Annotated in this window: 15 protein-coding genes and 1 tRNA gene; 5 read left to right on the forward strand and 11 right to left on the reverse strand. The window is 67.7% G+C overall.

The window, feature by feature from the left end; all coding sequences use genetic code 11:
• Window positions 1-62: 62 nt before the first annotated feature.
• Window positions 63-2738: a cation-translocating P-type ATPase gene (locus tag B5F84_RS08410; protein WP_087322785.1), complete on the reverse strand. Its 2676-nt coding sequence runs from the start codon at window positions 2736-2738 to the stop codon at window positions 63-65.
• Between the two features lie 336 nt (window positions 2739-3074).
• On the opposite strand from B5F84_RS08410, the gene B5F84_RS08415 reads away from it, so the two are divergent.
• Window positions 3075-4076 (forward strand): 2-hydroxyacid dehydrogenase, encoded by a 1002-nt coding sequence (locus tag B5F84_RS08415; protein ID WP_087322788.1) that lies wholly within the window; start codon window positions 3075-3077, stop codon window positions 4074-4076.
• A 48-nt stretch (window positions 4077-4124) separates the two neighbouring features.
• Window positions 4125-5573 (forward strand): pyruvate kinase, encoded by a 1449-nt coding sequence (gene pyk / locus B5F84_RS08420; RefSeq protein WP_204205544.1) that lies wholly within the window; start codon window positions 4125-4127, stop codon window positions 5571-5573.
• Window positions 5574-6223: 650 nt separating this feature from the next.
• Here pyk and B5F84_RS08425 read toward each other — a convergent pair.
• Together B5F84_RS08425 and rlmKL are read right to left on the reverse strand one after the other, a co-directional pair.
• Entirely contained in the window at window positions 6224-7573 is a 1350-nt protein-coding gene (locus B5F84_RS08425) for an alpha-amylase family glycosyl hydrolase (RefSeq protein ID WP_087322791.1), read from the reverse strand.
• A gap of 155 nt (window positions 7574-7728) precedes the next feature.
• Complete coding sequence (gene rlmKL, locus B5F84_RS08430) at window positions 7729-9963, reverse strand: bifunctional 23S rRNA (guanine(2069)-N(7))-methyltransferase RlmK/23S rRNA (guanine(2445)-N(2))-methyltransferase RlmL (RefSeq protein WP_087322793.1); 2235 nt, start codon at window positions 9961-9963, stop codon at window positions 7729-7731.
• Between the two features lie 218 nt (window positions 9964-10181).
• On the opposite strand from rlmKL, the gene B5F84_RS08435 reads away from it, so the two are divergent.
• Entirely contained in the window at window positions 10182-11213 is a 1032-nt protein-coding gene (locus B5F84_RS08435; protein ID WP_087322796.1) for a hypothetical protein, read from the forward strand.
• A gap of 192 nt (window positions 11214-11405) precedes the next feature.
• Here the strand turns inward: B5F84_RS08435 and B5F84_RS08440 are convergent, their stop codons facing one another.
• On the reverse strand, window positions 11406-12926 hold the full coding sequence (locus B5F84_RS08440; RefSeq protein ID WP_087322802.1) for a peptidase S10: 1521 nt from the start codon (window positions 12924-12926) through the stop codon (window positions 11406-11408).
• Between the two features lie 141 nt (window positions 12927-13067).
• Here B5F84_RS08440 and B5F84_RS08445 point away from each other — a divergent pair, with 141 nt between their 5' ends.
• Window positions 13068-15329, forward strand: a complete 2262-nt coding sequence (locus tag B5F84_RS08445) for a KUP/HAK/KT family potassium transporter (RefSeq protein WP_087322807.1) — start codon at window positions 13068-13070, stop codon at window positions 15327-15329.
• Between the two features lie 113 nt (window positions 15330-15442).
• On the opposite strand, the gene B5F84_RS08450 is transcribed toward B5F84_RS08445, so the two are convergent.
• The 6 genes from B5F84_RS08450 to B5F84_RS08475 all read right to left on the reverse strand — a co-directional run bounded on the left by B5F84_RS08450 (window position 15443) and on the right by B5F84_RS08475 (window position 22243).
• Window positions 15443-16900 (reverse strand): citrate synthase, encoded by a 1458-nt coding sequence (locus tag B5F84_RS08450; protein ID WP_204205545.1) that lies wholly within the window; start codon window positions 16898-16900, stop codon window positions 15443-15445.
• 66 nt (window positions 16901-16966) lie between these two features.
• Window positions 16967-17269 carry an ACT domain-containing protein gene (locus tag B5F84_RS08455; protein WP_087322810.1) on the reverse strand — a complete coding sequence of 101 codons (303 nt, stop codon included), beginning with the start codon at window positions 17267-17269 and terminating at the stop codon, window positions 16967-16969.
• 225 nt (window positions 17270-17494) lie between these two features.
• Window positions 17495-17995, reverse strand: a complete 501-nt coding sequence (locus tag B5F84_RS08460) for a CarD family transcriptional regulator (RefSeq protein ID WP_087322813.1) — start codon at window positions 17993-17995, stop codon at window positions 17495-17497.
• Between the two features lie 175 nt (window positions 17996-18170).
• A complete protein-coding gene (locus tag B5F84_RS08465) occupies window positions 18171-18866 on the reverse strand; it encodes a peptidylprolyl isomerase (RefSeq protein ID WP_087322814.1) in 696 nt (231 codons plus the stop codon).
• Between the two features lie 33 nt (window positions 18867-18899).
• Window positions 18900-20255: a branched-chain amino acid transport system II carrier protein gene (gene brnQ, locus B5F84_RS08470; protein ID WP_255375244.1), complete on the reverse strand. Its 1356-nt coding sequence runs from the start codon at window positions 20253-20255 to the stop codon at window positions 18900-18902.
• Window positions 20252-22243: a subtype A tannase gene (locus tag B5F84_RS08475; RefSeq protein WP_087322817.1), complete on the reverse strand. Its 1992-nt coding sequence runs from the start codon at window positions 22241-22243 to the stop codon at window positions 20252-20254. Before B5F84_RS08475 ends, brnQ begins: the two co-directional genes overlap by 4 nt.
• 153 nt (window positions 22244-22396) lie before the next feature.
• On the opposite strand from B5F84_RS08475, the gene B5F84_RS08480 reads away from it, so the two are divergent.
• Complete coding sequence (locus tag B5F84_RS08480; RefSeq protein WP_087322820.1) at window positions 22397-22720, forward strand: acylphosphatase; 324 nt, start codon at window positions 22397-22399, stop codon at window positions 22718-22720.
• A 128-nt stretch (window positions 22721-22848) separates the two neighbouring features.
• On the opposite strand, the gene B5F84_RS08485 is transcribed toward B5F84_RS08480, so the two are convergent.
• A tRNA-Phe gene (locus tag B5F84_RS08485) sits at window positions 22849-22924 on the reverse strand.
• Window positions 22925-23072: the final 148 nt, after the last annotated feature.

Raw genomic sequence — 23072 nt, forward strand, 5'->3', positions numbered from 1 at the left:
CTTGTCAGAAAAAAGGCCCCGACGGGACGCCGGGGCCTTGAGGGTCGCTGGGAGCGACGCGGCTACTGGTTCTTCTCGACCGCGCGCATGACGGCCTTGTAGACCTCCATGATCGGGATGATCAGGAACGCCAGGCCAATGGCCCAGGCGAGCGCCTCGATCGGCAGCTCCATGAAGCCGAACATCTCGGCCAGGAACGGCACCTCGACCACCACGACGGTGAGCACCAGCGCCAGAAGCGCGGCGCCCCAGAGCCACTTGTTCTGCTTCTTCATGCTGAACAGCGACGCGCGGCGGCTGCGCATGTTGAAGCAGTGGAAGATCTCCACCATGGACAGTGTGATGAACGCCATGGTGACGCCCTCCTCGTCGGCGGTGCCGGCGATCATGTCCGCGATGTCGATGTAGCCCATGTCAAAGTACACGCCCACGAAGAAGCTCGCCAGCACGAGCACCGTGATGATGACGCCCTGGACCGCGATGTCGAGGCCCATGCCGCCCGCGAAGACGCCGTCGGAGGCGTTGCGCGGCTTGCGCTTCATGACGTTGCCCTCGGCGTCCTCCATGCCCAGCGCCAGCGCCGGGAAGCAGTCCGTGATGAGGTTGATCCAGAGCAGCTGCACCGGCTGGAAGATCGTGAAGCCCACGAGCGTGGCCACGAAGACCGAGAGGACCTCGGCGATGTTGGCGGAGAGCAGGAACTGGATGACCTTGCGGATGTTGTCGTAGATCCGGCGTCCCTCCTCCACCGCGCTGATGATCGTGGCGAAGTTGTCGTCGGCGAGGACCATGTCGGCGACGTTCTTGGTGACGTCGGTGCCGGTGATACCCATGCCCACGCCGATGTCGGCGCGCTTGATGGAGGGGGCGTCGTTCACGCCGTCGCCGGTCATGGCGACGATCTTGTCCTTGGACTTCCACGCCTCGACGATGCGCGTCTTGTGCTCGGGCTGGACGCGGGCGTAGACGCAGTAGCGCTCGATGTTGCGGTCGAGCTCGTCCTCGGACATCTTGTCGAGCTCCGCGCCGGTGATGGCCTGGCTGCGGTCGGTCGCGATGCCGAGGTTCTTGGCGATGGCGAAGGCGGTGTCGATGTGGTCGCCCGTGATCATGACGGTGCGCACGCCGGCGCCCTGCGCCTCGCTGATGGCGGCGGCCACCTCGGGGCGCTCCGGGTCGATCATGCCGGAGAGGCCGCAGAACGTGAGGTCGTGCTCGAGCGCCTCGGCGGAGCAGTCGGCCGGAATCTCCTTGTGGGTGCGCGACGCCAGCGCGAGCACGCGCAGGGCCTCGTCGGCCATGGACTTGTTGCTCGCGAGGATCTGCGCGCGGCGCTCCTCGGTCATCGGGACGACCTTGCCGCCCTCGTAGACGTGGGTGCACAGGCCCACCACCACGTCGGGCGCGCCCTTGGTGTACTGCTCGTAGGAGCCGTCGGCCTCCTCGACCACCACGGACATCATCTTGCGGCCAGAGTCGAACGGGGCCTCGCCCACGCGCGGGTGCTCCACGTCGAGCCCGGTCATGCCCGCCTGGGCGGCGTCGTTGACCAGCGCGGCCTCGGTGGGCTCGCCCTGGGACTCGCCCTTCTCGGCATCCCACTTGGCGTCGGAGCACAGCGCCATGCCCGCGAGCAGCTTCTCCTCGGGGGCGGCGGCCACGTGCTTCACGACGGTCATCTTGTTCTGGGTGAGGGTGCCGGTCTTGTCCGAGCAGATGACCTGCGTGCAGCCCAGCGTCTCCACCGCGGTCATCTTGCGGATGATGGCCTGGCGGCGCGCCATCTTGGTCACGCCCATGGAGAGCACGATCGTGACCACGGCCACGAGGCCCTCGGGAATGGCGGCGACGGCAAGGGACACGGCCACCATGAAGGTGTCGAGGATCATCTCGGGGTGGGAGCCCAGCTCGCCGAAGTGGCGCACGATGTCCACCGCGAAGATGATCACGCAGATGGCCAGCACCAGCTTGGTAAGGATGCCGGAGAGCTCGTTGAGCTTCATCTGGAGCGGCGTGAGCTCCTTCTTGGCGGTGGTGAGGGCGCCGGCGATCTTGCCCATCTCGGTCTTCATGCCGGTGCCGGCCACCACGGCGCGCCCGCGGCCGTAGACCACGGTGGAGCCCATGTAGCACATGTTCTTGCGGTCGCCCAGGGGCACGTCGTCGGCGCCCGCGGCCAGCGCGATGGCCTCGACGTGCTTCTCCACGGGGACGGACTCGCCGGTGAGGGCGGCCTCCTCGATCTTCATGGACGCGCTCTCCAGGATGCGGCAGTCCGCGGGCACGGAGTCACCGGCCTCGAGAAGGACGATGTCGCCGGGGACGAGCTCGGCGGACGGCAGGTGGGCGAGCTTGCCGTCGCGCATGACCTTGGACTGGGCGGCGCTCATCTGCTGCAGGGCCTCGAGCGCCTGCTCGCTCTTGGCCTCCTGCACGACGCCGAGGACCGAGTTGATGATGACGACCGCCATGATGATGATGACGTCCGCCCACTCGGGCTCGCCCTGGATCATGCCGGTCACGGCCGAGATGACGGCAGCCACGATGAGCATGATGACCATGGGGTCCGCCATCTGCTCGAAGAAGCGCTTCCAGAGCGGGGTCTTCTCCTCCTTCTCGAGCTCGTTGGGCCCGTACTGGGCCAGGCGGCTCGACGCCTCGGCCGAGGTCAGGCCGCTCTCCTCGTTTGAGGAAAGCTCACCCAGCACGTCTTTGGTGGACGCTAGGTACTCTTTCAACGTTTTTCTCCTCCTGGGTTGGGACGTTGTGCCCGACAGGTTGACGCCCGATCATAATTCCCCAGGAGGGGCAAGGGCTCGTCAAGGCTGCCATGCCGGGCAGCTGACAGAACGTCCTTATGATACCCGAAACCGCCCTTCCGTTCACGTACGTCACCGCGGCGAGGCCGCCGGGACCCCGCCACTTGCCGCCGGCCGGCCCTGCCCATATCTCATACCCGTGATTATGCAAGCCTTTTTCGGTGAACGTACTCCTTACACTCCTCTTGCGCGCGCTAAACTAGAGAGCCGGACAATGTCAACGTGCGCGCGAGCGCATTTCAGAAAGGAACCCGGATGAACATCCTCTTCTACGGGACCGCCAGCTACGACAAGGCGTCATTCCAGAAGGAGCTCGTCGACTACCCCAACATCAAGATCGACTTCACCGAGTCGAACCTCACCCCCATGACGGCGGCCCTCGCCCGCGGCTATGACGCCGTCTGCGCCTTCGTCAATGCCGACTGCGGCGCCATGACGCTCGAGATCCTCGCCGGCTTTGGCGTGAAGCTCGTCCTCATGCGCTGCGCCGGCTTCGACGCCGTGAACGTGGCCGTGGCCAAGGACCTCGGCCTGCGCGTCACCCGCGTCCCCGCCTACTCCCCCGAGGCCATCGCCGAGCACGCCATGGGCCTTGCCCTCGCCGCCAACCGCCGCATCTGCAAGGGCTACATCCGCGTGCGCGAGAACGACTTCTCGCTCGACGGCCTCGTGGGCGAGACGCTCCACGGCAAGACGGCCGGCATCATCGGCACCGGCCGCATCGGCGCGGCGCTCTGCCGCATCTGCAAGGGCTTCGGCATGAAGGTGCTCGGCTCCGACCTCTACCCCAACCAGGGGCTCGTGGACGAGGGCATCGTGGACGAGTACGTTGACTACGACGAGCTCTACCGCCGAAGCGACCTCATCTCGCTCCACGCGTTCCTCAACGACGAGAGCCGCCACATGATCAACGACGAGTCCATCGAGAAGATGAAGGACGGCGTGATCTTCGTGAACACCGGGCGCGGCGGCCTCGTTGACACCCAGGCCCTCATCCGCGGCATCCTGTCCGGCAAGATCGGCGCCGCGGGCCTTGACGTCTACGACGAGGAGGGCCCCAACGTCTATCAGAACCACGCCGGCCAGGTGATAGATTCTGTAACCGCCCGTCTCTGCTCGTTCCCCAACGTCGTCATGACGAGCCACCAGGCGTTTTTCACGCACGAGGCGCTCGGGGAGATTGCGCGTGTCACCCTTGACAACGCTCAGGCGTTCGCTGACGGAACCGACTTCATTGACCGGAGCGTGGTCTGCTAGCATTCGGGGTATCATCGTCGGGGTACTATCGACAAAAGAGAGGTTTCGATGCTGTTCAACAAGAAGAAGACCAAGATCGTCTGCACCATGGGTCCCGCCACCGAGGATGAGGAGGTGCTGCGCCAGCTCATCCTTCACGGCATGAACGTCGCGCGCTTCAACTTCTCCCACGGCAGCCACGAGTACCACCGCACCATGATCGAGAAGGTGCGCCGCCTCTCTCGCGAGCTCTCCATCCCCGTTGCCATCCTGCTCGACACCAAGGGCCCCGAGGTCCGCACCGGCCTGCTCAAGGACGGCAAGAAGGTCATGCTCGAGACCGGCAAGACCTGCATCGTGACCACCGACGACGACGTCGTGGGCACCGCCGAGCGCTTCTCGCTCGACTACAAGAACCTCCCCAACGAGGTGGAGAAGGGCTCCGTCATCCTGATCGACGACGGTCTCATCGGCCTTGAGGTCGACCACGTCGAGGGCAACGACATGCACTGCACCATCACCAACGGCGGCGAGCTCGGCGAGCACAAGGGCGTGAACGTCCCCAACGTCAACATCGGCCTGCCCTCCGTCACCGCCCAGGACCGCGCCGACATCATGTTTGGCTGCGAGCTCGGCATCGACGCCATCGCCGCCTCCTTCATCCGCGACGGCAAGGCCGTCCAGGAGATCCGCAAGATCTGCGTTGAGATGGGCGCGCCCAACGTCCAGATCTTCCCCAAGATCGAGAGCGTCCTGGGCGTGAAGAACTTCGACGAGATCCTCCACGAGGCCGACGGCTGCATGGTCGCCCGTGGCGACCTTGGCGTCGAGGTCCCGGCCGCCGAGGTCCCGCACATCCAGAAGACCATCATCAAGAAGTGCAACGCGCACTACAAGCCGGTCATCACCGCCACCCAGATGCTCGACTCCATGCAGCGCAACCCGCGCCCGACGCGCGCCGAGGTCACCGACGTCGCCAACGCCATCTATGACGGCACCGACTGCGTCATGCTCTCCGGCGAGACCGCGGCCGGCAAGTATCCCATCGACGCCGTCCGCACGATGTCCGAGATCTGCAAGGAGACCGAGAAGTACCTGCCCGAGCGCAAGGAGTACCACGACCGCGGCGGCGTCCGCAACGTCAACGGCGCCACCGGCTTTGCCGCGCTCGAGATGGCCGACCGCGTGAACGCCAAGTGCATCCTCGCCCCCACGCACTCCGGCCGCTCCGCCCGCCTCATCGCGACCTTCCGCCCGAAGATGCCGCTCTTCGCGATGTCCCCGAGCGAGGAGACCATCCGTCGCACCTGCTTCTACTGGGGCGTCTACGCCTACCGCACCACCGAGCAGGGCTCGCTCTCCAGCACGCTCTACAACGCGCTGACCGTCGCGCGCCAGAACGACCTCGTCGAGTCCGGCGACATCGTCGTCATCACCGCTGGCGACCCGCAGACCTCCCCGCGCCTGGGCGACTACACCACCTCCACCAACATGGCCATGGTGGCTCAGGTCCAGTAAGCGTCTCCCCTTCGGACCCCAAGGCCCCGGACGTGCGTCCGGGGCCTTTTTTTTGGCAAACGTGACAGGGTAGGTTGTCGCGGTTCTCACGGGGCCGCGAGCCGAGGTTCTTCTCGCCCGGCGCCGCGGGCCGGGGTCCTTCTCGCCCAGGGCCGCAGGCCGCCCTCACCCACGCGCCGGGAAAGCCGCTTCGGAATTGGGTGGCATGTTTGATATGAACGCGCCCAAATATCAAACATGCCACCCAATCCCGCATCGAAAACGGCAGGACCAGGGCTTTGGGACGATAAAAACGCCGTCACAGGCCGCGCAGCGGGTTCCCCACATCAATCATGTGACCCAATACCGACCGGAATCCGGCAAAATCGGCTCTCCCGGCGAACGACAGGAGCCCAACCACACAAAACCGTTCTGGCAGCACGCCCCGCAACGCCCCTGGAATGCCTTTCGGGCCGCCGCTCATCCCCGACCAGATCCGCACCTCACTCGCGGACGGCGCGGCCGAGCAGCCCGATCCCAAAACCCCAAGTGCACCGTCGACGCCATCGCGCCCGCTGTGCTGCCCGAGGCCTCCTCGATTGCCCAGCAGCCGCTAGCGGCGGCCAGCAGCCGCACAGGGGGACGCGGTGGCAAGGGGCCGCCCTTAGCCCCTACCCCTCGCAGCGCCAGTAGGCGACCGAGAAGGGCCCGAGCTCGGAGCCGCCGCCAAAGTCATGGGGCTCCTCGGTGATGAGGTCCACGGCGCGCCCGCAGCCCGCGTCAAAGTGCAGCACGGTCGCCTCGGCGGAGGCGTTGACCGCCACGATCACGCGCTCGTAGGTCCCGTGCTCGCCCCCGGCGTAGGTGCGCTGGAACACGAGCTGCTGCGGCTGGCACTGGAGCTGCGTGTAGTCTCCCCAGACCAGGGCCATCGAGTCCTCGCGCGCCCGGGCGAGGTCCGCGATCCAGTCCGTGAGCTCGTTCCACTCCGGGGCCTCGAGCGCCGGGCGCAGCTCGTGGTCGCCGGGGAGCTGCTCGCCCTCGATTCCCCACTCGCTGCCGTAGTAGACCGCCGGCACGCCGCACATGCCAAAGAGCAGGCCGTAGAGCGGGCGCAGCTGACGCTTGTCATCCAGCTTGGTCGCAATTCTCGGCACGTCGTGGTTGTCCACAAAGTCGAGCAGGTGGCGCCCCGTGTAGAGGTCCCACGGGTGGCTTCCGCTCTGGCGCTCCAGCGCGTAGGCGATCTCATGCATGTTGGCGGAGTTCATGGAGGACCACAGGCCCTTGTAGGCCTCGTAGTTGGTCACGGAGTCGCAGAGGTCGTCGCCCATCCACTGGTTGTAGTCGCCGAACATGGTCTCGCCCACGAGCACGAACTTCTCGCCCCGCTCTTGGCCGATCTGGTTGGCAAGGGTGCGCAGAGAGCGCAGGTAGCCCTGGTCGAGGCAGTACGCCACGTCCAGGCGAAGGCCGTCGATGTCAAAGTCGCGCACCCAGCCGCGAATGACGTCGGCCAGGTAGTCGTTCAGGCCCTCGTTCCAGTGGTTGAGCTTCACGAGGGAGGCCGCGCCCTCCCAGCAGCTGTAGGAGAGGCCGTCGTTGAAGCAGTTGTTGCCGTTGAAGTCGATCTCGAACCAGCCGGCGTACGGGCTCTCGCCGCGCCGCTCGAGCACGTCCTGGAACGCCCAGAAGCCGCGCCCCACATGGTTGAGCACCCCGTCAAGAAGGACCTTGATACCGGCCTCGTGACAGTCGTCCACCAGGGCGCGCAGGTCCTCGTTCGTGCCGAGACGGCAGTCGACCTTGGTGTAGTCGCGCGTGTCGTAGCCGTGGGAGTCGGACTCGAAGACGGGGTTCAGGAGCAGGCACGTGACACCGAGCCGCTCCATGTGCTCGACCCAGCCGCCGTCCGTGAGCCGGCGGAGCCGGTGCTCGAGCACGCCGTCGTTCTCGTACGGCGCGCCGGTAAGGCCCAGCGGATACACCTGATAGACGAAGGACGGCTCGTACCAGCTCATGGGAACTCCTCTCGGACGCTTTGACCCCATCATTCTAGCCACGCGCCGTTCGCCTATTTTTCCCGCCCGCGAGCGGGCCGGCGGCGCAGGCGGGACCGGAGCCTCCCGCCCGATCGGGCCCCACCTGAGGCCCCCATTCGGCCGCGTCGGCAACCCTACCCGCGCGTCACCACGTAGGCATGGTGGATCTTCCGGTTGCGCGCGAAGTCCTCCGGGATGGTCTCGTCCGTGATGTCCACGAGCCGCACGCCGGCACGCACGAGCTTCTCCACGTCCGGCTTGAAGCCGCGCAGGTTGCAGGAGAAGATGGCCCTTCCCTCCCTCGTGAGCAGGCGCGAGACGCCGATGATGAGCTCGGCGTGGTCGCGCTGCACGTCGAAGGAGGCCCTGCGCATCCGCGCGGAGTTGGAGAACGTGGGCACGTCGCAGAAGATGAGGTCCCAGCGATTGCGCGTGTGACGCTGCTCCGTCACCCATGAGAGCACGTCGGCCGGCACGAACTCGTGCTGCGGCCCCACAAAGCCGTTGCGCGCCATGTTGCGCCGGGCCCAGTCCAGGGAGGGGCGCGAGAGGTCCACGGTCGTCGTGTGCTTGGCGCCGCCGTCCGCCGCGTAGACCGTCGCCGTCCCCGTGTAGGCAAAGAGGTTGAGGAACCTCTTGGAGCCCTTGGTCTGCTTCATCATCTCGCGGATGCGCGCGCGGGTGTCCCGGTGGTCGAGGAAGATGCCGCAGTCGTGGCGAGCGTCAAAGTTGACCTCAAAGGTGAGGCCGCCCTCGTCCACCAGGTGCGAGCCCGCCGGAAGCTCCACGCGACCCTCTCGGCGAGAAGAACGCCCGGGCCGCGGGCGCTCCGGGGCGCGTGCCTCGTCGGCGTACTGCGACCCGCCGCGCGAGCGGGTCCTCACGCGCACGCTCACGTCGGCGGGCGCCACGCCGAGCACGCGCGGGGCGATTGCCAGCACGTCGAGCAGGCGGCGCCGCGCAAGGTCGGCGTCGACCCCGCGCGGAGCGGCGTACTCGGAGACCGTGAGCCAGCGGCCCGGGGTCTCCGAGCCCTCGTAGAGCTCGATCGCGACGGCGTAGTCGGGCAGGTCGGCGTCATAGACGCGGTAGCAGGAGACATCCTCGCGGCGAGCCCACTTGGCGCGGAGACGGACGACCTTGGAGAGCCGGGCCGCAAACTGGTCGGAGGCGGACACGAGCACCGGCACGCGCACGCCCCCGGGAAGCGTCACCGTCGGGGCGGGCGGCGCGGCCGGGGCGGATTCGAAGCGACAGAGGCGCGCGGGGTCACGGCCCACGATGACGTCAACGCAGGAGGCGGGCTCGGAGCGCAGGGCGGCGTCGAGGGCGGAGCCGCGGCAGAGCGCCGCGACCCGCAGGCCCGAGGCCTCCGCGACGGCCGAGAGCGCGGCGGCCTCGGTGGCGGGGGCGTCCTCGCCAACCCAGGAGAGGTCGCAGGTCACGAGCGCGCTCGGCGCCGCGGCGGCGCGCTCGAGCGCGCCGGTGGCAGCAAGGCACTCGGGCACGCACGGCAGGCCGGCCGCGCGCAGGGCCTGGCGACACGCGGCCTCGGCCCCGCGCCTATCGTCCGCGACCACAAGGTGGCAGGTACGGCCGGAAGCGGCCTCGGCACGAGCGTCGGCCTCGTCAAGGAGCTCGTCCCAGGCCCCGGCGTCATGCCCCGCCCAGCCGGCGAAGCCCCAGCGGGAGCGCAGGAGGCCGGGCGCACGGTCAAGGGCCATGCCCGCCGCCTCGGCAAGCACGCTGCCCTGCCCTGCCCAGAGCGCGACGAGCAGGGGGCCGTCGCCATCCACGGCACGCTGCCAGCCTCCCAGCATGAGGAGCGCGGCCGCGTAGTCGGGACGCAGCGGCGGGATGTGCGCGGACGTGCGCGAGTCGTAGCCGCGCTGGAAGAGCGGCCCGCCCGAGAGGTCAAGCGAGACCGTCGCGCGCCGCCCGGAGAGACGCACGCCCACGGTCACGTCCGGCCACGCCGCGTTGACCATCGGCCGCGACCCGCGCTCGCGCAGGAGCCGGTCGACGATCGCGTCCTTGGTCCGCAAGGCCACGAACTGCGTGTTTCTGAGCTGGTCGTTCGTACCGTGGGCGTCCACCGCAAAGCTGGCGCCGGGCGCAAGGTGGTCTCCCCAGGCAATGGCAGAGACGCCCTCGTAGAGCGCATCGGAGTCGTGCGCGTCGATGCGGGAGAGGACGAGAAGAACGCGCGAGGCGAGGCGCGACCACAGGCACGCGCGGTACGCGTCCCGCAGCTCCCCGCCAAACGAGACCTGGCCCGAGAGGGGTCGCACCTGCGGCTCCCCGAGCGCGATCAGCTCATCGGCCAGCAGCCGCTCGAACCCCTTGGGACACGTTGCAACAAACTCCATCGGGTCACCCTTCGCCCGTTGCCAGCATTCCTGCCCATTCTCCCATGAACTCGCCCCTCCCGCTGCGGCGGCGCGGACCACATCAAATCTGGCTGCGGGTTTTTGGCACTTTTCCGCCCCTTTTCGGACCGAAAAGTGCCAAAAACCCGCAGCCAGATTTTATACACAGGACGTCGTCAGTAATATATAAGATTACGTAACTATACTTAGGAGGTAATATGAGCAAAATGGGAGACCGAGAGGTCGACATCTTCCTCCGGGAGGCGGAGCGTCGCTGGGCGTGCCTCGAGTCGCATCCCGGGCACCTGCACAGGCTGCTTGAGCGGCGCGTGCAGAACGGGGAGCTCGTCTCTCCCCTCCCACGCCTCTACGCCCGCGCCGACCTGTGGCACAGCCTCAACCCCACGATGCGAACCATCTTCATCGCGCACGGCCTCCAGAAGCTGCACCCCGACTGGGTGTTCTGCGGGACAACGGCCGCCGTCATGCACGGCCTCTCAGTCTCATGGGGAGCTCAGGGGAAGATCGAGGTCGTTGGCACCTCGGAAGGGAGAAGGGTGCGGGCGAGCGGCATAGTGCGACGCTACGTGCGCGGGGAGACCCCCGTCACCTCGTTCGAGGTACAGGTCACGCCGCTTCTGAGGACCGTGTTCGACTGCATGCGCCACCTGGGGTTTCGCGAGGGCCTAGCAGTCGCCGACTCGGCACTGCACCTCGGACTAACCACAGGCGATGCCCTCTGCACCTACGTGCGAGACATGCGCGGGGGCTACCTTGGCATCGAGCAAGCGCTCCGGACGGCACAATTCGCCGACCCGCGGCCCGAGAACGGGATGGAGTCCATCGCGCGGGCGACCATGTTCGAGCTTGGGTTCGCAAGGCCCAGCCTGCAGGTTCCCTTTGCCGACCCCATGAGTCCAGGCAGGACGTACTACGTCGACTACTGCTGGACCCTTCCGGACGGGACGATCATCATCGGCGAGCTCGACGGCGGGGAGAAGTACGTAAACCCGCTCATGAGCGGCGGCTCCCCCGCCACCGCAATGCGTCGGGAGCGGCGCCGGGAGTCGCGCATCACCATCGACCGCCCACGCATCGTGCGGTTCTCGCCCGAGGAGGCGGCCGACATCGCCTACCTCGACCGGCTCTTGGAGACCTTCGGCGTGCCCCGCGACCACAAGCCGCTCATCGCCATTCCCGCGGGGCCGCAGAGCGAGCTCGTGCCGGTTGAGGCGTATGGGCTGAAGTGACGTCCTTCTCGCCCCGCGCTTCTCGCCATATCAAATCTGGCCGCGGAGTTTTGGCACTTTTCGGTCCGAAAATGGGCTTGAAAGTGCCAGAAATCCGCAGCCAGATTTGATGCGCCGGGCGAGAAGAACCTCGAGCGGCATCGTCGCGACCCATGCCGGAAGCCGCCGGACGGGCGCGGCAGACCTTACGGCCTAGCGCTTCTCGTAGAACGCGTGGAGGTCGCGGCCCATCGCCTCGAGCGTGGGCTCGTCCACGTAGGACATGTGACCGCAGCCGTAGAGGTGCCAGCTCACGCGGCTCTTGAGCGCCGGCGAGAGGAACTGGCAGCTCATGTCATGCACGACGTTCCACCACGTGGTGGCAGCGTCGTAGCGGCCGCCGAGGATGGCGAGCTTGAGCGTGGGGTTGCGCCTGAGCGCCACGGCCACGTCCAGAGAGACGTTGGGCGTGGCCACCCGGCCGAGCCCCGGCTCCTCGTGGCTCCAGTCCCACCCCGCGTTGACCTTCTCGTAGTTGTTGGAGAGATAGCGCGCCGGGCCATGGAAGCCCAGCTCGTCGGCGCAGAAGCGCCGGAAGGCGCGCACCCACGGCCCCTCGACGGCGTCGTCGGCCGCGTCCTCGCCCGCGATCCAGGTGTCATAGCCCTGCATGGGCGAGGGGGCGTCGGACGAGAAGCGCGTGTCAAGGCGCCCGCACACGCGCCCCTCCGCCGCGAGCAGGTGCGTGCGGAAGTCAAGCAGGTCGACCCGCAGGTGGCGCGCCAGGATGTGCTCGGCCGGAAGACCGACGAAGGTGGCCATCCGCTCGGCCACGGCGCGCTCGCGCGCCTCGTCGAGCCGGTCGCCGCGCAGGAGCGCCGGCGCCAGCTCGTCCTCCGCGAAGGCGAGCGCGCGCTCGAACCACTCGTCCTCGCCCACGCCGGCGCCCGCCTTGCCGAAGAACTGCGCCGTGGCGGCAAAGGTGGGCATCATGCCCAGGTAGTAGAGGTCGTCGCCCGGATTGAGGAGCCCGGCGATGTTGAAGACCGCCGAGAGCATGACCACGCCCGTCAGCTGGACGCCGCGCTCTGCGAGCAGGCGCATGAGGACGGCGTTGCGCACGGTGCCGTAGGACTCGCCGAAGAGGTAGAGCGGGCTCGACCAGCGGCCGTTCTCCGTGAGCCACGCGCAGATGGCCCTCGCGAAGGCGTCGGCGTCGCCGTCGGTGCAGAAGATCTTCTTGGGGTCGGCGTCCTCGGCAAGGACCGACCAGCCGGTGCCGAGCGCGTCCAGGAACACCACGTCGGACTCGACGAGCAGCGTGTGGGGGTTGTCCTCGACGGGCGCGTCGGCGCGCACGTGGGAGACGCCGTCGGTGGCCACGCGCCTGGGGCCGATGCCGCCAAAGTTGACGGGCACCGAGCACGACCCCGGTCCGCCGTTGTAGGCAAAGGTCACGGGCCGGGACGCGTCCGCACGGCCCTCCCCGTCAACCGCCACGTAGGAGAGCGAGAACATCCTTCCCAGAAGGACCCCCGCGTCGTCGCGCACCTCAAGATGGGCGGCCGTCGCCTCGTAGTCGATCGTGCGCTCCCCGTCCGTCCACGCAAGGCGCGCCGACGCCGGCGCGGGGACGTCCGTCGCCCGGTCCGCCGGCACGCTCGCATAGGTGCCCCTGACCGCGCCCTGGGTCGCGGGGGCCGTGACCGCGCCCTCGTTCTTCTCGTCCGCCATAAGCCTCTCCTTCCTCGTAAGCGCTCCGTCAGGGCCATTCTAGCCCCGCTTCGGTCGGCCCTGCGCCCGACACAAGCGTTACACTTGTGCGACACGGTCTCGCCGTGTGGTCCGAACGCAAACATTGTCCCAGGAGCCTCCATGAACGAACGCAGCCACCCCGCCGCCCCGGCAGTCGCCCACCAACGGGCAAAGAGCGCCGGAATCCCCCTTTCCGCCGCCATGCTCTTGGTCACGCTGGGCGTGGTCTACGGCGACATCGGAACGAGCCCGATGTACACCCTGAAGGCGATCATCGCCGGCAACGGCGGGCTTGCCACCATGTCCGAGGACGTCGTCCTGGGCGCGCTCTCCCTCATCATCTGGACGCTCACGCTCATCACCACGGTCAAGTACGTGCTCGTGGCCATGAAGGCGGACAACCACAACGAGGGTGGCATCTTTGCGCTCTACAGCCTCGTCAAGCGCTGCGGCCGCTGGCTCATCATCCCGGCCATGATCGGCGGCGCGGCGCTTCTGGCCGACGGCATCCTCACCCCGGCCGTGACCGTCACCACCGCCATCGAGGGCCTCCGAACGGTCGACTTCTTCTATCAGATCATCGGTGACAACCAGAAGATCGTCGTCGCCGTGGTCATCTGCATCCTCTGCGTCCTCTTCTTCCTGCAGAAGGTGGGAACCTCCAAGATCGGCAAGGCCTTCGGCCCCATCATGACGCTGTGGTTCCTCTTTCTCGCCGTGGCGGGCCTTCCGCACATCTTCGAGAACTTCGGCGTGCTGCGCGCCCTCAACCCCGTCCGCGGCATCACCTTCCTCTTTGACGGCAACCTCAACGCGGCCGGCGTCATGGTGCTCGGCAACGTCTTCCTCTGCACCACGGGCGCCGAGGCCCTCTACTCGGACATGGGCCACGTGGGCAAGTCGAACATCTACGTGAGCTGGCCCTTCGTAAAGGTCTGCCTCATCCTCAACTACCTGGGCCAGGGCGCGTGGATCCTCGCGAGCAACGGGTCGGCCGACCTCATGGCCATCCCTGACCTCAACCCGTTCTTCCAGATGCTGCCCGAGGCCTTCCGCGTCTTTGCCATCGTGCTCTCCACCTTTGCGGCCATCATCGCCTCCCAGGCGCTCATCACGGGGTCCTTCTCGATCGTCTCCGAGGCCGTGCGCCTTGACCTCATGCCGCACATGAAGATCAACTACCCCTCCGAGACCAAGGGGCAGATCTACATCCCCATGGTCAACAACGTCATGTGGGTCGCCTGCTGCTGCGTGGTGCTGTTCTTCCAGACCTCGGCGCACATGGAGGCGGCCTACGGCTTGGCCATCACGGTGACCATGCTCATGACCACGGTGCTGCTGTTCACCTATCTGTCCCGCGTCCGCAGGCGCCTGCCGCTCGCCATCCCGTTTGCGGTCTTCTTTGGCGCCATCGAGCTCATGTTCTTCTTCTCGAGCCTCACGAAGTTCTTCCACGGCGGCTACGTGACCGTGATCATTGCGGCGGCCATCTTCCTCGTCATGTATGTCTGGCGCCGCGGCACGGCCATCGAGCGCACGCAGACCATGTTCCTGCCCGTGAGCAAGTACCTCGACCAGATCTTCGACCTCAGCCACGACGAGTCCTACCCGCTGCTTGCCGACAACCTGGTCTTCCTCACCAACGACTCGTCCTTCGACAAGCTCGACCGTGACATCCTCTACTCGATCCTCGACAAGCAGCCCAAGCGCGCCAAGGCCTACTACTTCCTCAACGTCCAGGTCACCGACGAGCCCTTCACGCACGAGTACCTCGTCGACGACTTTGGCACGGACTTCCTCTTCAAGATCCAGCTGCGCCTGGGCTTCAAGGTCAACCAGCGCGTGAACACCTACCTCTACCAGATCGTCGCCAACCTGGTGGAGTGCGGGCAGATCGCGCCGCAGAACCACAAGTACTCGATCTACCGCGAGCCGAGCGTGGTCGGCGACTTCCGCTTCTGCCTCATCCGCAAGACCCTCTCCCCCGAGACCGAGATCTCCGGCCTCAACCGCCGGTGCATGGAGCTCAAGTACTTCATCCGCAGCCTCTGCGGCTCGCCCGCGCGCTGGTACGGCCTCGAGAACTCGAGCCTGCTCTTCGAGTACGTGCCCCTGTTCTCCAAGACCAAGCGCCAGCACAAGCTCACCCGCATCTCGCTCGACGCCGAGCGCCGCGCCGTCGCGAGCGGCGAGACCGCGACGGAGGGGTCGCCGGACTCGGAGGACGAGGAGGACATCTTCTCCGTGCGCATGCGCGAGGACCGCGAGCGCTCCGTCCAAGAGGCCAACCAGAGCGTCGTGGGCGGCGACACCGCGAGCTTCAAGCCGCTCCTCGTGGACGACGAGGAGGAAGAGCCCGAGGAGGAGGGAACGGACCGCTAGCACCCCCTCCGTACCGACAAGGGCGCCGTGGCAGACCGAGCTGCCACGGCGCCCTTTTTTCTGGCACGCTGCCCCGTCACCCCTGTCTCTGACAGAGGCGACGGGGCCATCTGTCACGAGACGCGCTCGGCGATGGGAATATAGGCGTCGGGGTTGGGCATGACGGAGTTGTAGGCCGGACGGATGATGCGCCCGGCTCCGTAGAGCTCCTCCATGCGGTGGGCCGCCCAGCCGGCAAGGCGCGCCATGGCAAAGATCGGCGTGAAGAGGTCCTGCGGGATGCCGAGCATCGAGTACACGAAGCCCGTGTACATGTCGATGTTGGTGGAGATGGGCTTGGTGATGCCGCGGACGTCGCGCATGACCTGGGGCCCCAGCCGCTCGATGCTCGCAATGAGGTCGAGCTTCTCCACCTGGCCCTTCTGCTCGGCGAGCCTTCGGGCGTACTCGCGGATGATCTCTGCGCGCGGGTCGGTCTTGGTGTAGACGGCATGACCCAGGCCGTAGAGGAGGCCCGCGCGGTCAAAGGCCTCCTTGCGCAAGATCTTGCCGAGGTAGTCCGCCACCTCGTCGTCGTTGTCCCAGTTGCGCACGTGCGCGGCGACGTCCTCGATCATGTCGCCGGCCTTGAAGTTGGCGCCGCCGTGCTTGGGGCCCTTGAGGGAGCCGATGGCCGCGGCGTAGGCGGAGTAGGCGTCGGTCCCGGAGGACGAGAGCACGCGCGTGGTGAACGTGGAGTTGTTGCCGCCGCCGTGCTCGGCGTGCAGGATGAGCATGACGTCGAGCAGCATGGCCTCCTCGTGCGTGAAGCCCTCCTCGCTGCGCAGGACGTCGAGCACGGTCTCCGCCATGGAGTAGCCCTCGCGCATGGGCGGCACGAGCAGGCGCTCGTCGTTCTGCTCGGCCACGTGCGCGGCGTGCGCCACGGCGGCCGTCCGCGGCCAGCGGCCGAGGAGCGACAGCGCGACGTCGACCTCGTGGGTGGGCGAGGTGTCGTCCGGCGTGGGGTCGAAGGCGTAGAGCAGAAGCGTCGCGCGCTGGAGCACGTTCATGATGCTGTGGCTGTAGGTGGCGCGCGGGAACAGCCCCAGGTAGCCCTCGGGCAGCTGCTTGCGCGCGTCGACGCGGGCGCGGAAGTCATCGAGCTCCTCGAGGGTGGGGAGGCGCCCGGAGATGAGCAGGTAGGCGACCTCCTCGTAGCCAAAGCGATCCTCGGCCTGCGCGGCGCTGATGAGCTCGTCGACGCCGTAGCCGCGGTAGATGAGGCGCCCGTCGTCGGGCTCGATGCCGTGGTCGGTCTTGTTGTAGCCGTGGACGTTGGAGATCGTGGTGAGGCCCACGAGCACGCCCGAGCCGTCGGCGTTTCTCAGGCCGCGCTTGACGTCGTACTTCTGGTAGAGCTCCGGGTCGACGGCGTCGACGTTCTCGAAGCCGTGGTAGAGCCCGTCGGAGACGGGTGGCGTCCCCAGCCCCACGGAGGGCATGGGATAGGCGTCCGAGACATGCTCGAAGGCGGGCGTCTCACGGGGGGTGAGAATGGCCTTGCCGACCCCCTTGGGAATCCTAATCATGGGCAGGTCCTCTCTCTTCTCGTGAGCCAGGCCTGCCCAGAGGGCCTGCCCCTGGCTCGTCTTCCGCTAGAGGCGGTACATGAACCTGAAGACCTCCTCGCGCTGGAGGTTGATCTGGACGCCGAGGCTCTCGGCGAGGGCGTCAAGGGCGCCCCTCAGCTCGGAGAACTCGGCCCCGCCCAGGTCCACGAGCATCGTCATGGTGAAGGTGCCCTGCAGGATGGTCTGGGAGATGTCCAGGATGTTGGCCGCACGCTCGGAGAGCGCACCTGCGACGGCGGCGACGATGCCAGGTCGGTCGCTGCCCAGGACAGTGATGATGGCGCGGCTCTCGGCGGCCTCGGTCGTCTCCTGCACGTCTGCTGCCATGTGCGCTTCCTCCTCGTGGATGCGGGTGTAAGGGGTATCCCATTTTACGGGCCGCCGCACGAGCTACACAGCACCCACATGCATTCGCGTCAAAGTCGTAACGCTTCCGCCAACGGGAAAGCTCGCTCAAAGTCACGTTTTATGGCGCAAAACCGTGACTAGAAGCGAGCTTTCCGCGCAATCTGGCGAGAAGGGCCCCGGTCCAGAGGGCAACCGGGAACAGGGCTAGTTCTCCGAGGGATCCTCCCCCATGCGCTGCTGGAAGAGCACCGCCACGTCCTCCGGCGTGACGCCCAGCGCCACGGAGAGCTCCAGGCAGGAGCGCTCACGGGCCTGCTTGAGGATGCGCTCGTAGGCGACGGGCGGCTTCTTGTTGCGCTCCGAGAGCCCGGCGATGCGGGCGCGGAAGGTCTTCACGATCCTTACCGAGTCGCGGCACGAGCCCGTGCGGATCTCCTGCCTGAAGTGCTCCTCCTCAAGGGAGACGTTGCGCGCCTGGTACGGGTCGACGTCCATGGCCGGGTAGTCGTCGATGATCTTCTCGGCCTCGTCGCGCGAGAGCACGGGGCGCAGGCGATCCTCGCTGGCAACGGGAAAGCTGATGTGGACGGGATGGCGCTGGCCCACCGGAAGCAGCTGGTAGAGGGCCTCGGGACTGTCCGTCACATCCTTCACCTGGCAAACGCCCTGACCCGGGTGGACGATGTAGTCACCAATGGCATACATGTGCATGCTCCTTTCACTTCGTGCCAGTATAGCACGAAAAAGGGGCATTTTATGCCGTTTGCGGATAGAGACTTGCGCACAGCCCCTATTCTCGGTATTTTTTTGCGTTTTCCTTACAAAACCGAGAAGGACCTGAACGGTCCGAGGCCCAGGAGCGCGCGGGCGCCGGCCGACGCTAGTCGACGATGGTGACCTTGGTGATCTTGGGCTGGTTCTCGGGGGCGACGGTCCCGTTGGAGTCCTCGACCGGCGTGTTCTCGCAGATGGCGTCCACGACCTCCATGCCCGAGGTCACGTTTCCGAAGGCGGCGTACTGCCCGTCGAGCGAGGAGGTGGTCTCCTGCATGATGAAGAACTGGGAGCTCGCGGAGTCGGGGTCGCTCGAGCGGGCCATGGAGATGGTGCCGCGCACGTGGGGGATGTTGTTCTCGACGCCGTTGTCGGAGAACTCGCCCAGGATGTTCCTCTCGGCCCCGCCCGTGCCGTCGCCGTTGGGGTCGCCGCCCTGGATCATGAAGCCCTCGATGATGCGGTGGAACGTGAGGCCGTCGTAGAAGCCGTCCTCGGCGAGGTGGCAGAAGTTGGACACCGTGATGGGCGCCACGTTGGCGTTAAGGGCAACCTCGATGGTGCCGTAGCCCTCGACCTCTATCGTGGCGTGGTGGACGCCCGTGGCGTAGGGGTCGTCCGCGTCGACGGAGCTCACGACGTCCTCGCTGGCGGCAGGGGCGTCCTTTTGCCCCTCCTCCCCCGACGTCTTGCCCGGGCCCGCCTGCGAGCAGCCCGTCCCAAAGACGAGGACGCACGCCACGAGGGCGACGGAGAGGATGCCGAGAAGGGCGGTGAGCCCGGGCCTGACGGAGCGCTTCATGGGAGTCCTTTCTTTCCGGTTTCCTTGGGGAGCTTATCGCGCGGCGGCAGACGGGCGCAAGGCCCGCGACGCCGCGGCCGAGACGAGCGCGGTCACCACCGCCGGCACGACCCAGCCCAGCCCCACGTCGGAGAGGGGCAGGAGGTCGAGGGGCGTCCACGCGTGCGGCGCCACGGCCGAGACGAGCGCCTCGAGCGTGCCGATCGTGCCGGTCACGCCGACGGTCCAGGGCCAGACGGCGGGCACGGCGTCGCAGGCGCGCCGGAGCATCCCCATGGCCACGAGCACGATGGCAACGGGGTACATGGCGCCGAGAAGCGCCGCGGAGAAGGCGATGATGGCGTCGAGCCCCAGGTTGGAGACCACGCACGAGAAGAGCGCGAAGGCGAGGGCGCAGCCCCGGTAGCTCACGCGGGGAAGCTCCTCGGCGAAGTAGCTCCCGCAGCAGCTGATGAGGCCGATGCAGACGTTGAGACAGGCGAGGAGGAAGATCGCGGCCACCACCACGGTGCCCGCGACCCCAAAGTGGGCCGTCGCGGAGGCGGTGATGACGACGGCGCCGTTGGTGGCGTCCGCAAGCTCGCCCGAGAGCTCCACGCCGACGGCGCAGAGCCCGCCGTAGACCGCCATCATGAGAGCGCCCGCGACCACCCCGGCGCGACAGACCTCGCGCATGACGCCGGACGGCTCGCTCACGCCAAGCGCCCGGACGTTGGTGGCGATCACGAGGCCGAAGGTAAGCGAGGCGAGCAGGTCCATGGTCTGGTAGCCCGTGAGGAACCCCTGGACGGCGGCGTTGCCGTCATACGGGGCCACGGGTGCCGGGAGGGCCCCCGCCGCGCCGCCGGCAAGCGACGCCACCGCGGCCGACACCACGGCCACGATGAGGAGGATGAGCGCGGGCCCGGTCACGCGGCCGAGCAGGCGCGTGAGCCTGCCCGGGTGGAGGGCCAGGGCAAACGCCAGGGCGAAGAAGGCCACGGAGAACGCGAGGCGCGCCGTGGCGAGGGGGAGCTCGGCGGGAAGCAGCGGCGCCAGCATCTCAAAGGCCGTGGACGCCGTGCGCGGGATGGCCAGACACGGGCCGATGGCCAGGTAGACCAGGGCAACGAAGGCGCGGGCAAACGTCGGGTGCACGCGCGCGGCGAGCTCGCGCAGGGTCCCCGAGAGCGCCACGGCCACGATTCCCAGGACGGGCAGGCCCACGCCGGTGACGAAGAAGCCCAGGACCGCCGGCACGCTCGCCGCGCCCGCGCGCACGCCCAGAAGCGGCGGGAGGATGAGGTTTCCCGCCCCGAAGAACATCGAGAAGAGCGTCACGCCGACGGAGATCGACTGCCGGGGCGCAAGCGACGCGGAGCCGGCCCCGGCCCCCGAGGCCGCCGTCACTGCACCGTCGCGCAGCAGGAGGTCACCCAGCCGAGCAGGTTGGCGGTGGCCGTGCCGGAGCGCTCGGCGAGAACGTGGCCCTGGCCCCAGACGGGCGTGTAGGCGACGTCTGCGACCCCATCGTACTTGCGCAGGGCCAGCGTGAGGTTGAGGGCGCCGCAGGGGGCCGTGTCGGTGTCGAAGAGGCCCTCGTTGATGCGCCAGTGAGGGGCGACCGTGGCCTGCCCGTACCCCTCGTAGTGGCCGCTCAGCCAGAAGAGGGGGTTCATCAGCGCGACGCGCGTGACCATGTCCGTCTCGAGCGCGTCGACCTTCTCGAGGTCGTCGACCCAGGACGTCTCGAAGGAGGGGTCCCATCCCTCGAGGGCGGCGTAGGCGTCCACGTTCTGCTCGACGAGGTCGCGGACCATCGCGTCGAAGTGCAGCGTGGACTCCTCGCCGATGCCAAAGAGCTGGTTGGTCCGAGAGCTGCGGTCCGGGAGGTCGAAGGGGGACGCCGCGAGCTCGGCGGGGCGCAGGTTGAGCGCAAAGTCGCGCAGGCTCGAGACGGAGACGCTCTGGGAGCGGAGGTTGTAGTTGATCCACCAGGAGGAGGACTGGCTGTTGAGCGCGGCAAAGTAGTTCTGCGCGGAGTCGTAGATGGTCGACTGCACCTGGGCCACGCCGGCAAGCGCCGAGGCCGCCTCGGCGGCCGGCGCGTCAGCGGCCGCGCCGCCCTCGGCCTGGTCGCCCGCGGGCGCGCCCGAGCCGTCGTCGGCCGTACCCGAACCGTCGTCGGCCTGGCTGCCGACGCCCGTGGCCGGGGCGAGGCCCTGCGTGGCGGCCTCGGATGCGCGGGTGGCGGCGAGGTTGGGGTCGCCGGGGAAGGAGGGCTCGTCGAGCCGCTGGGGCGTGTAGGTGTAGGGGAAGCTCGTGTTCTGGACGAAGTTCGTGGCGGCCTCGTCGATGGTGCTCAGGAGCTCGCGGGCGTAGGAGCCCATCGTAAAGGCGCCGGCCTCCGTCTCGTCGAGCGTGAGCTGGGTGTCGTCGGCGTCGCGCAGGTCCATCTGGTTGACCCAGGCGCCGAAGGAGGCGGCGAGCCCCTGGGAGAGCGCCCGCGTCCAGGTGCCCTCGGCGCGCGTGGCGTCGGACGCGTACTGGCCCATCGCCCACTCGTATGCCGCGTCGGCGGTGTCGAAGGAGGTCACCGGACACCACGACGCGCTGCCCGCGACGTCGTCGGAGATGGCGTTGCCCTCGGCATCGTGCGTGACGGCGCCGATGGAGGCGAGGTAGGGGTCAAAGGCCGCCGCGCCACCCGAGGAGCCGAGCACGGCGCTCACGCCGCCGCCCGCACCAAAGCCAAAGACGAAGACGCGCTCGGTGTCACACGGCAGCACGGCCGCGTTGTAGCGCAGGTAGCGGATGGCGGCCTTGAGGTCCACGACCGGCCACGGGGAGCCGCCCGGGAAGAGCTCGTCGGAGCCCGAGGCGGTGTCGTAGCCCGCCGAGCGCCCGCGGAAGCCCGCGTACACGTAGACGCAGCCGGCCTCGAGGTAGGGCGCGAGGCCCGTGTAGCCGTAGGCCGTCGGGCTCATCTGGGCGGAGAGCGTGCCCGTGTTGATGGGCATGAGGACGGGGGCGGTGGAGGGGGTGAAGCTGCCCACCACGGCCTTCTCGTTCACGGTGCAGGTGTAGGTGTCGCCGTTCTTCTCGCCCGTGAGGTAGGCGCCGGGCACAAAGACCGCGAGGGACTCGTAGGTCGTGGTCGCGGGCTTGGTGCAGTAGGTGAGCCCGAGCTGGTAGTAGACGTCGTTGTCCTCGTCGTAGCGCCACTTGGAGGCGTCGAGGGCCAGGCCCTTGAACTCCTCGAGGTCGACGGAGGGGTCCTGCTCGCCCGGGGTCTCCGGCGCGGGCTCGGGGGCCCGCTCGGCAGGCGTGCACGCGCTCAGCCCCACGGCCGTCCCCACGGAGGCCAGTGCGAGAAACTCTCTTCGTGTGCAGCCCATCGTTCCTCCTTGCGTGCGCTCGCGGTTTCGCGGGTACTATTGTACCAACGGGCCCCGACGCGCCGCGCGAACGCACGCGGACCACACACGCGGCGCGGACCGCCTCGGCCCGCGACACTGACGCCCACCGCCCACCTACCCCCGGGAGGTCCCATGTTCGGCAGAAAAGACACCACCGGCCACCAGGCGCCCGAGGGCGCCGTCCGCCTGGCGCTGCGCTTTGTGGGGCAGGTCCAGGGGGTGGGCTTTCGCTGGACGAGCGCGCTCGTGGCCAAGCGGCTCGAGCTCACGGGCTGGGTGCGAAACGAGCTCGACGGCTCCGTGACGGCAGAGATCCAGGGCACGCCCGAGCACGTGGGCGCATTCTTCTCGCAGATGCTCGAGGAGTACCGCCACCGCCCGATCAGCTACGTCATCTCCGACCGCGAGGACATCCCGGTTGTCCCCGACGAGCGTCGCTTCCAGGTGCGCTACTAGCGGGGCGCGCTGACGGCACGCCCTAAAACCCTCGCATGCCGGGCGAGGCCTTGTCGGCCGTTGTCGGTTGCTAACATAAAAAAGAAGCAGGCCAAGAAGCTAAGCTGCTTCCTGACCTGCGAAAGTTCTGGTGGCGGGGAAGGGAGTCGAACCCCTGACACGGGGATTTTCAGTCCCCTGCTCTACCAACTGAGCTACCCAGCCATTTGGTGCGCGGACTACTATACCAAACTCTCCGCTCGTGTCAAAGAACTTTTTTCGTCAGCCGGGGCGGGCGGGCCTCCCGTCGAGAAGGGCACCGATCACGCGCCGCTAGAACGCGCCCCCGCCGCCTCCGCCGCCGAAGCCGCCC

Source organism: Olsenella sp. An290 (assembly GCF_002159535.1).
Lineage (GTDB): Bacteria > Actinomycetota > Coriobacteriia > Coriobacteriales > Atopobiaceae > Thermophilibacter.

What these genes read in the sequence shown, in the direction of transcription:
- B5F84_RS08415 (WP_087322788.1), top strand. Translation starts at nt 3,075, where the DNA reads ATGAACATCCTCTTCTACGGGACCGCCAGCTACGACAAGGCGTCATTC.
- pyk (WP_204205544.1), top strand. Translation starts at nt 4,125, where the DNA reads ATGCTGTTCAACAAGAAGAAGACCAAGATCGTCTGCACCATGGGTCCC.
- B5F84_RS08425 (WP_087322791.1), bottom strand. Translation starts at nt 7,573, where the DNA reads ATGAGCTGGTACGAGCCGTCCTTCGTCTATCAGGTGTATCCGCTGGGC.
- rlmKL (WP_087322793.1), bottom strand. Translation starts at nt 9,963, where the DNA reads ATGGAGTTTGTTGCAACGTGTCCCAAGGGGTTCGAGCGGCTGCTGGCC.
- B5F84_RS08435 (WP_087322796.1), top strand. Translation starts at nt 10,182, where the DNA reads ATGAGCAAAATGGGAGACCGAGAGGTCGACATCTTCCTCCGGGAGGCG.
- B5F84_RS08440 (WP_087322802.1), bottom strand. Translation starts at nt 12,926, where the DNA reads ATGGCGGACGAGAAGAACGAGGGCGCGGTCACGGCCCCCGCGACCCAG.
- B5F84_RS08445 (WP_087322807.1), top strand. Translation starts at nt 13,068, where the DNA reads ATGAACGAACGCAGCCACCCCGCCGCCCCGGCAGTCGCCCACCAACGG.
- B5F84_RS08450 (WP_204205545.1), bottom strand. Translation starts at nt 16,900, where the DNA reads ATGATTAGGATTCCCAAGGGGGTCGGCAAGGCCATTCTCACCCCCCGT.
- B5F84_RS08455 (WP_087322810.1), bottom strand. Translation starts at nt 17,269, where the DNA reads ATGGCAGCAGACGTGCAGGAGACGACCGAGGCCGCCGAGAGCCGCGCC.
- B5F84_RS08460 (WP_087322813.1), bottom strand. Translation starts at nt 17,995, where the DNA reads ATGTATGCCATTGGTGACTACATCGTCCACCCGGGTCAGGGCGTTTGC.
- B5F84_RS08465 (WP_087322814.1), bottom strand. Translation starts at nt 18,866, where the DNA reads ATGAAGCGCTCCGTCAGGCCCGGGCTCACCGCCCTTCTCGGCATCCTC.
- B5F84_RS08475 (WP_087322817.1), bottom strand. Translation starts at nt 22,243, where the DNA reads ATGGGCTGCACACGAAGAGAGTTTCTCGCACTGGCCTCCGTGGGGACG.
- B5F84_RS08480 (WP_087322820.1), top strand. Translation starts at nt 22,397, where the DNA reads ATGTTCGGCAGAAAAGACACCACCGGCCACCAGGCGCCCGAGGGCGCC.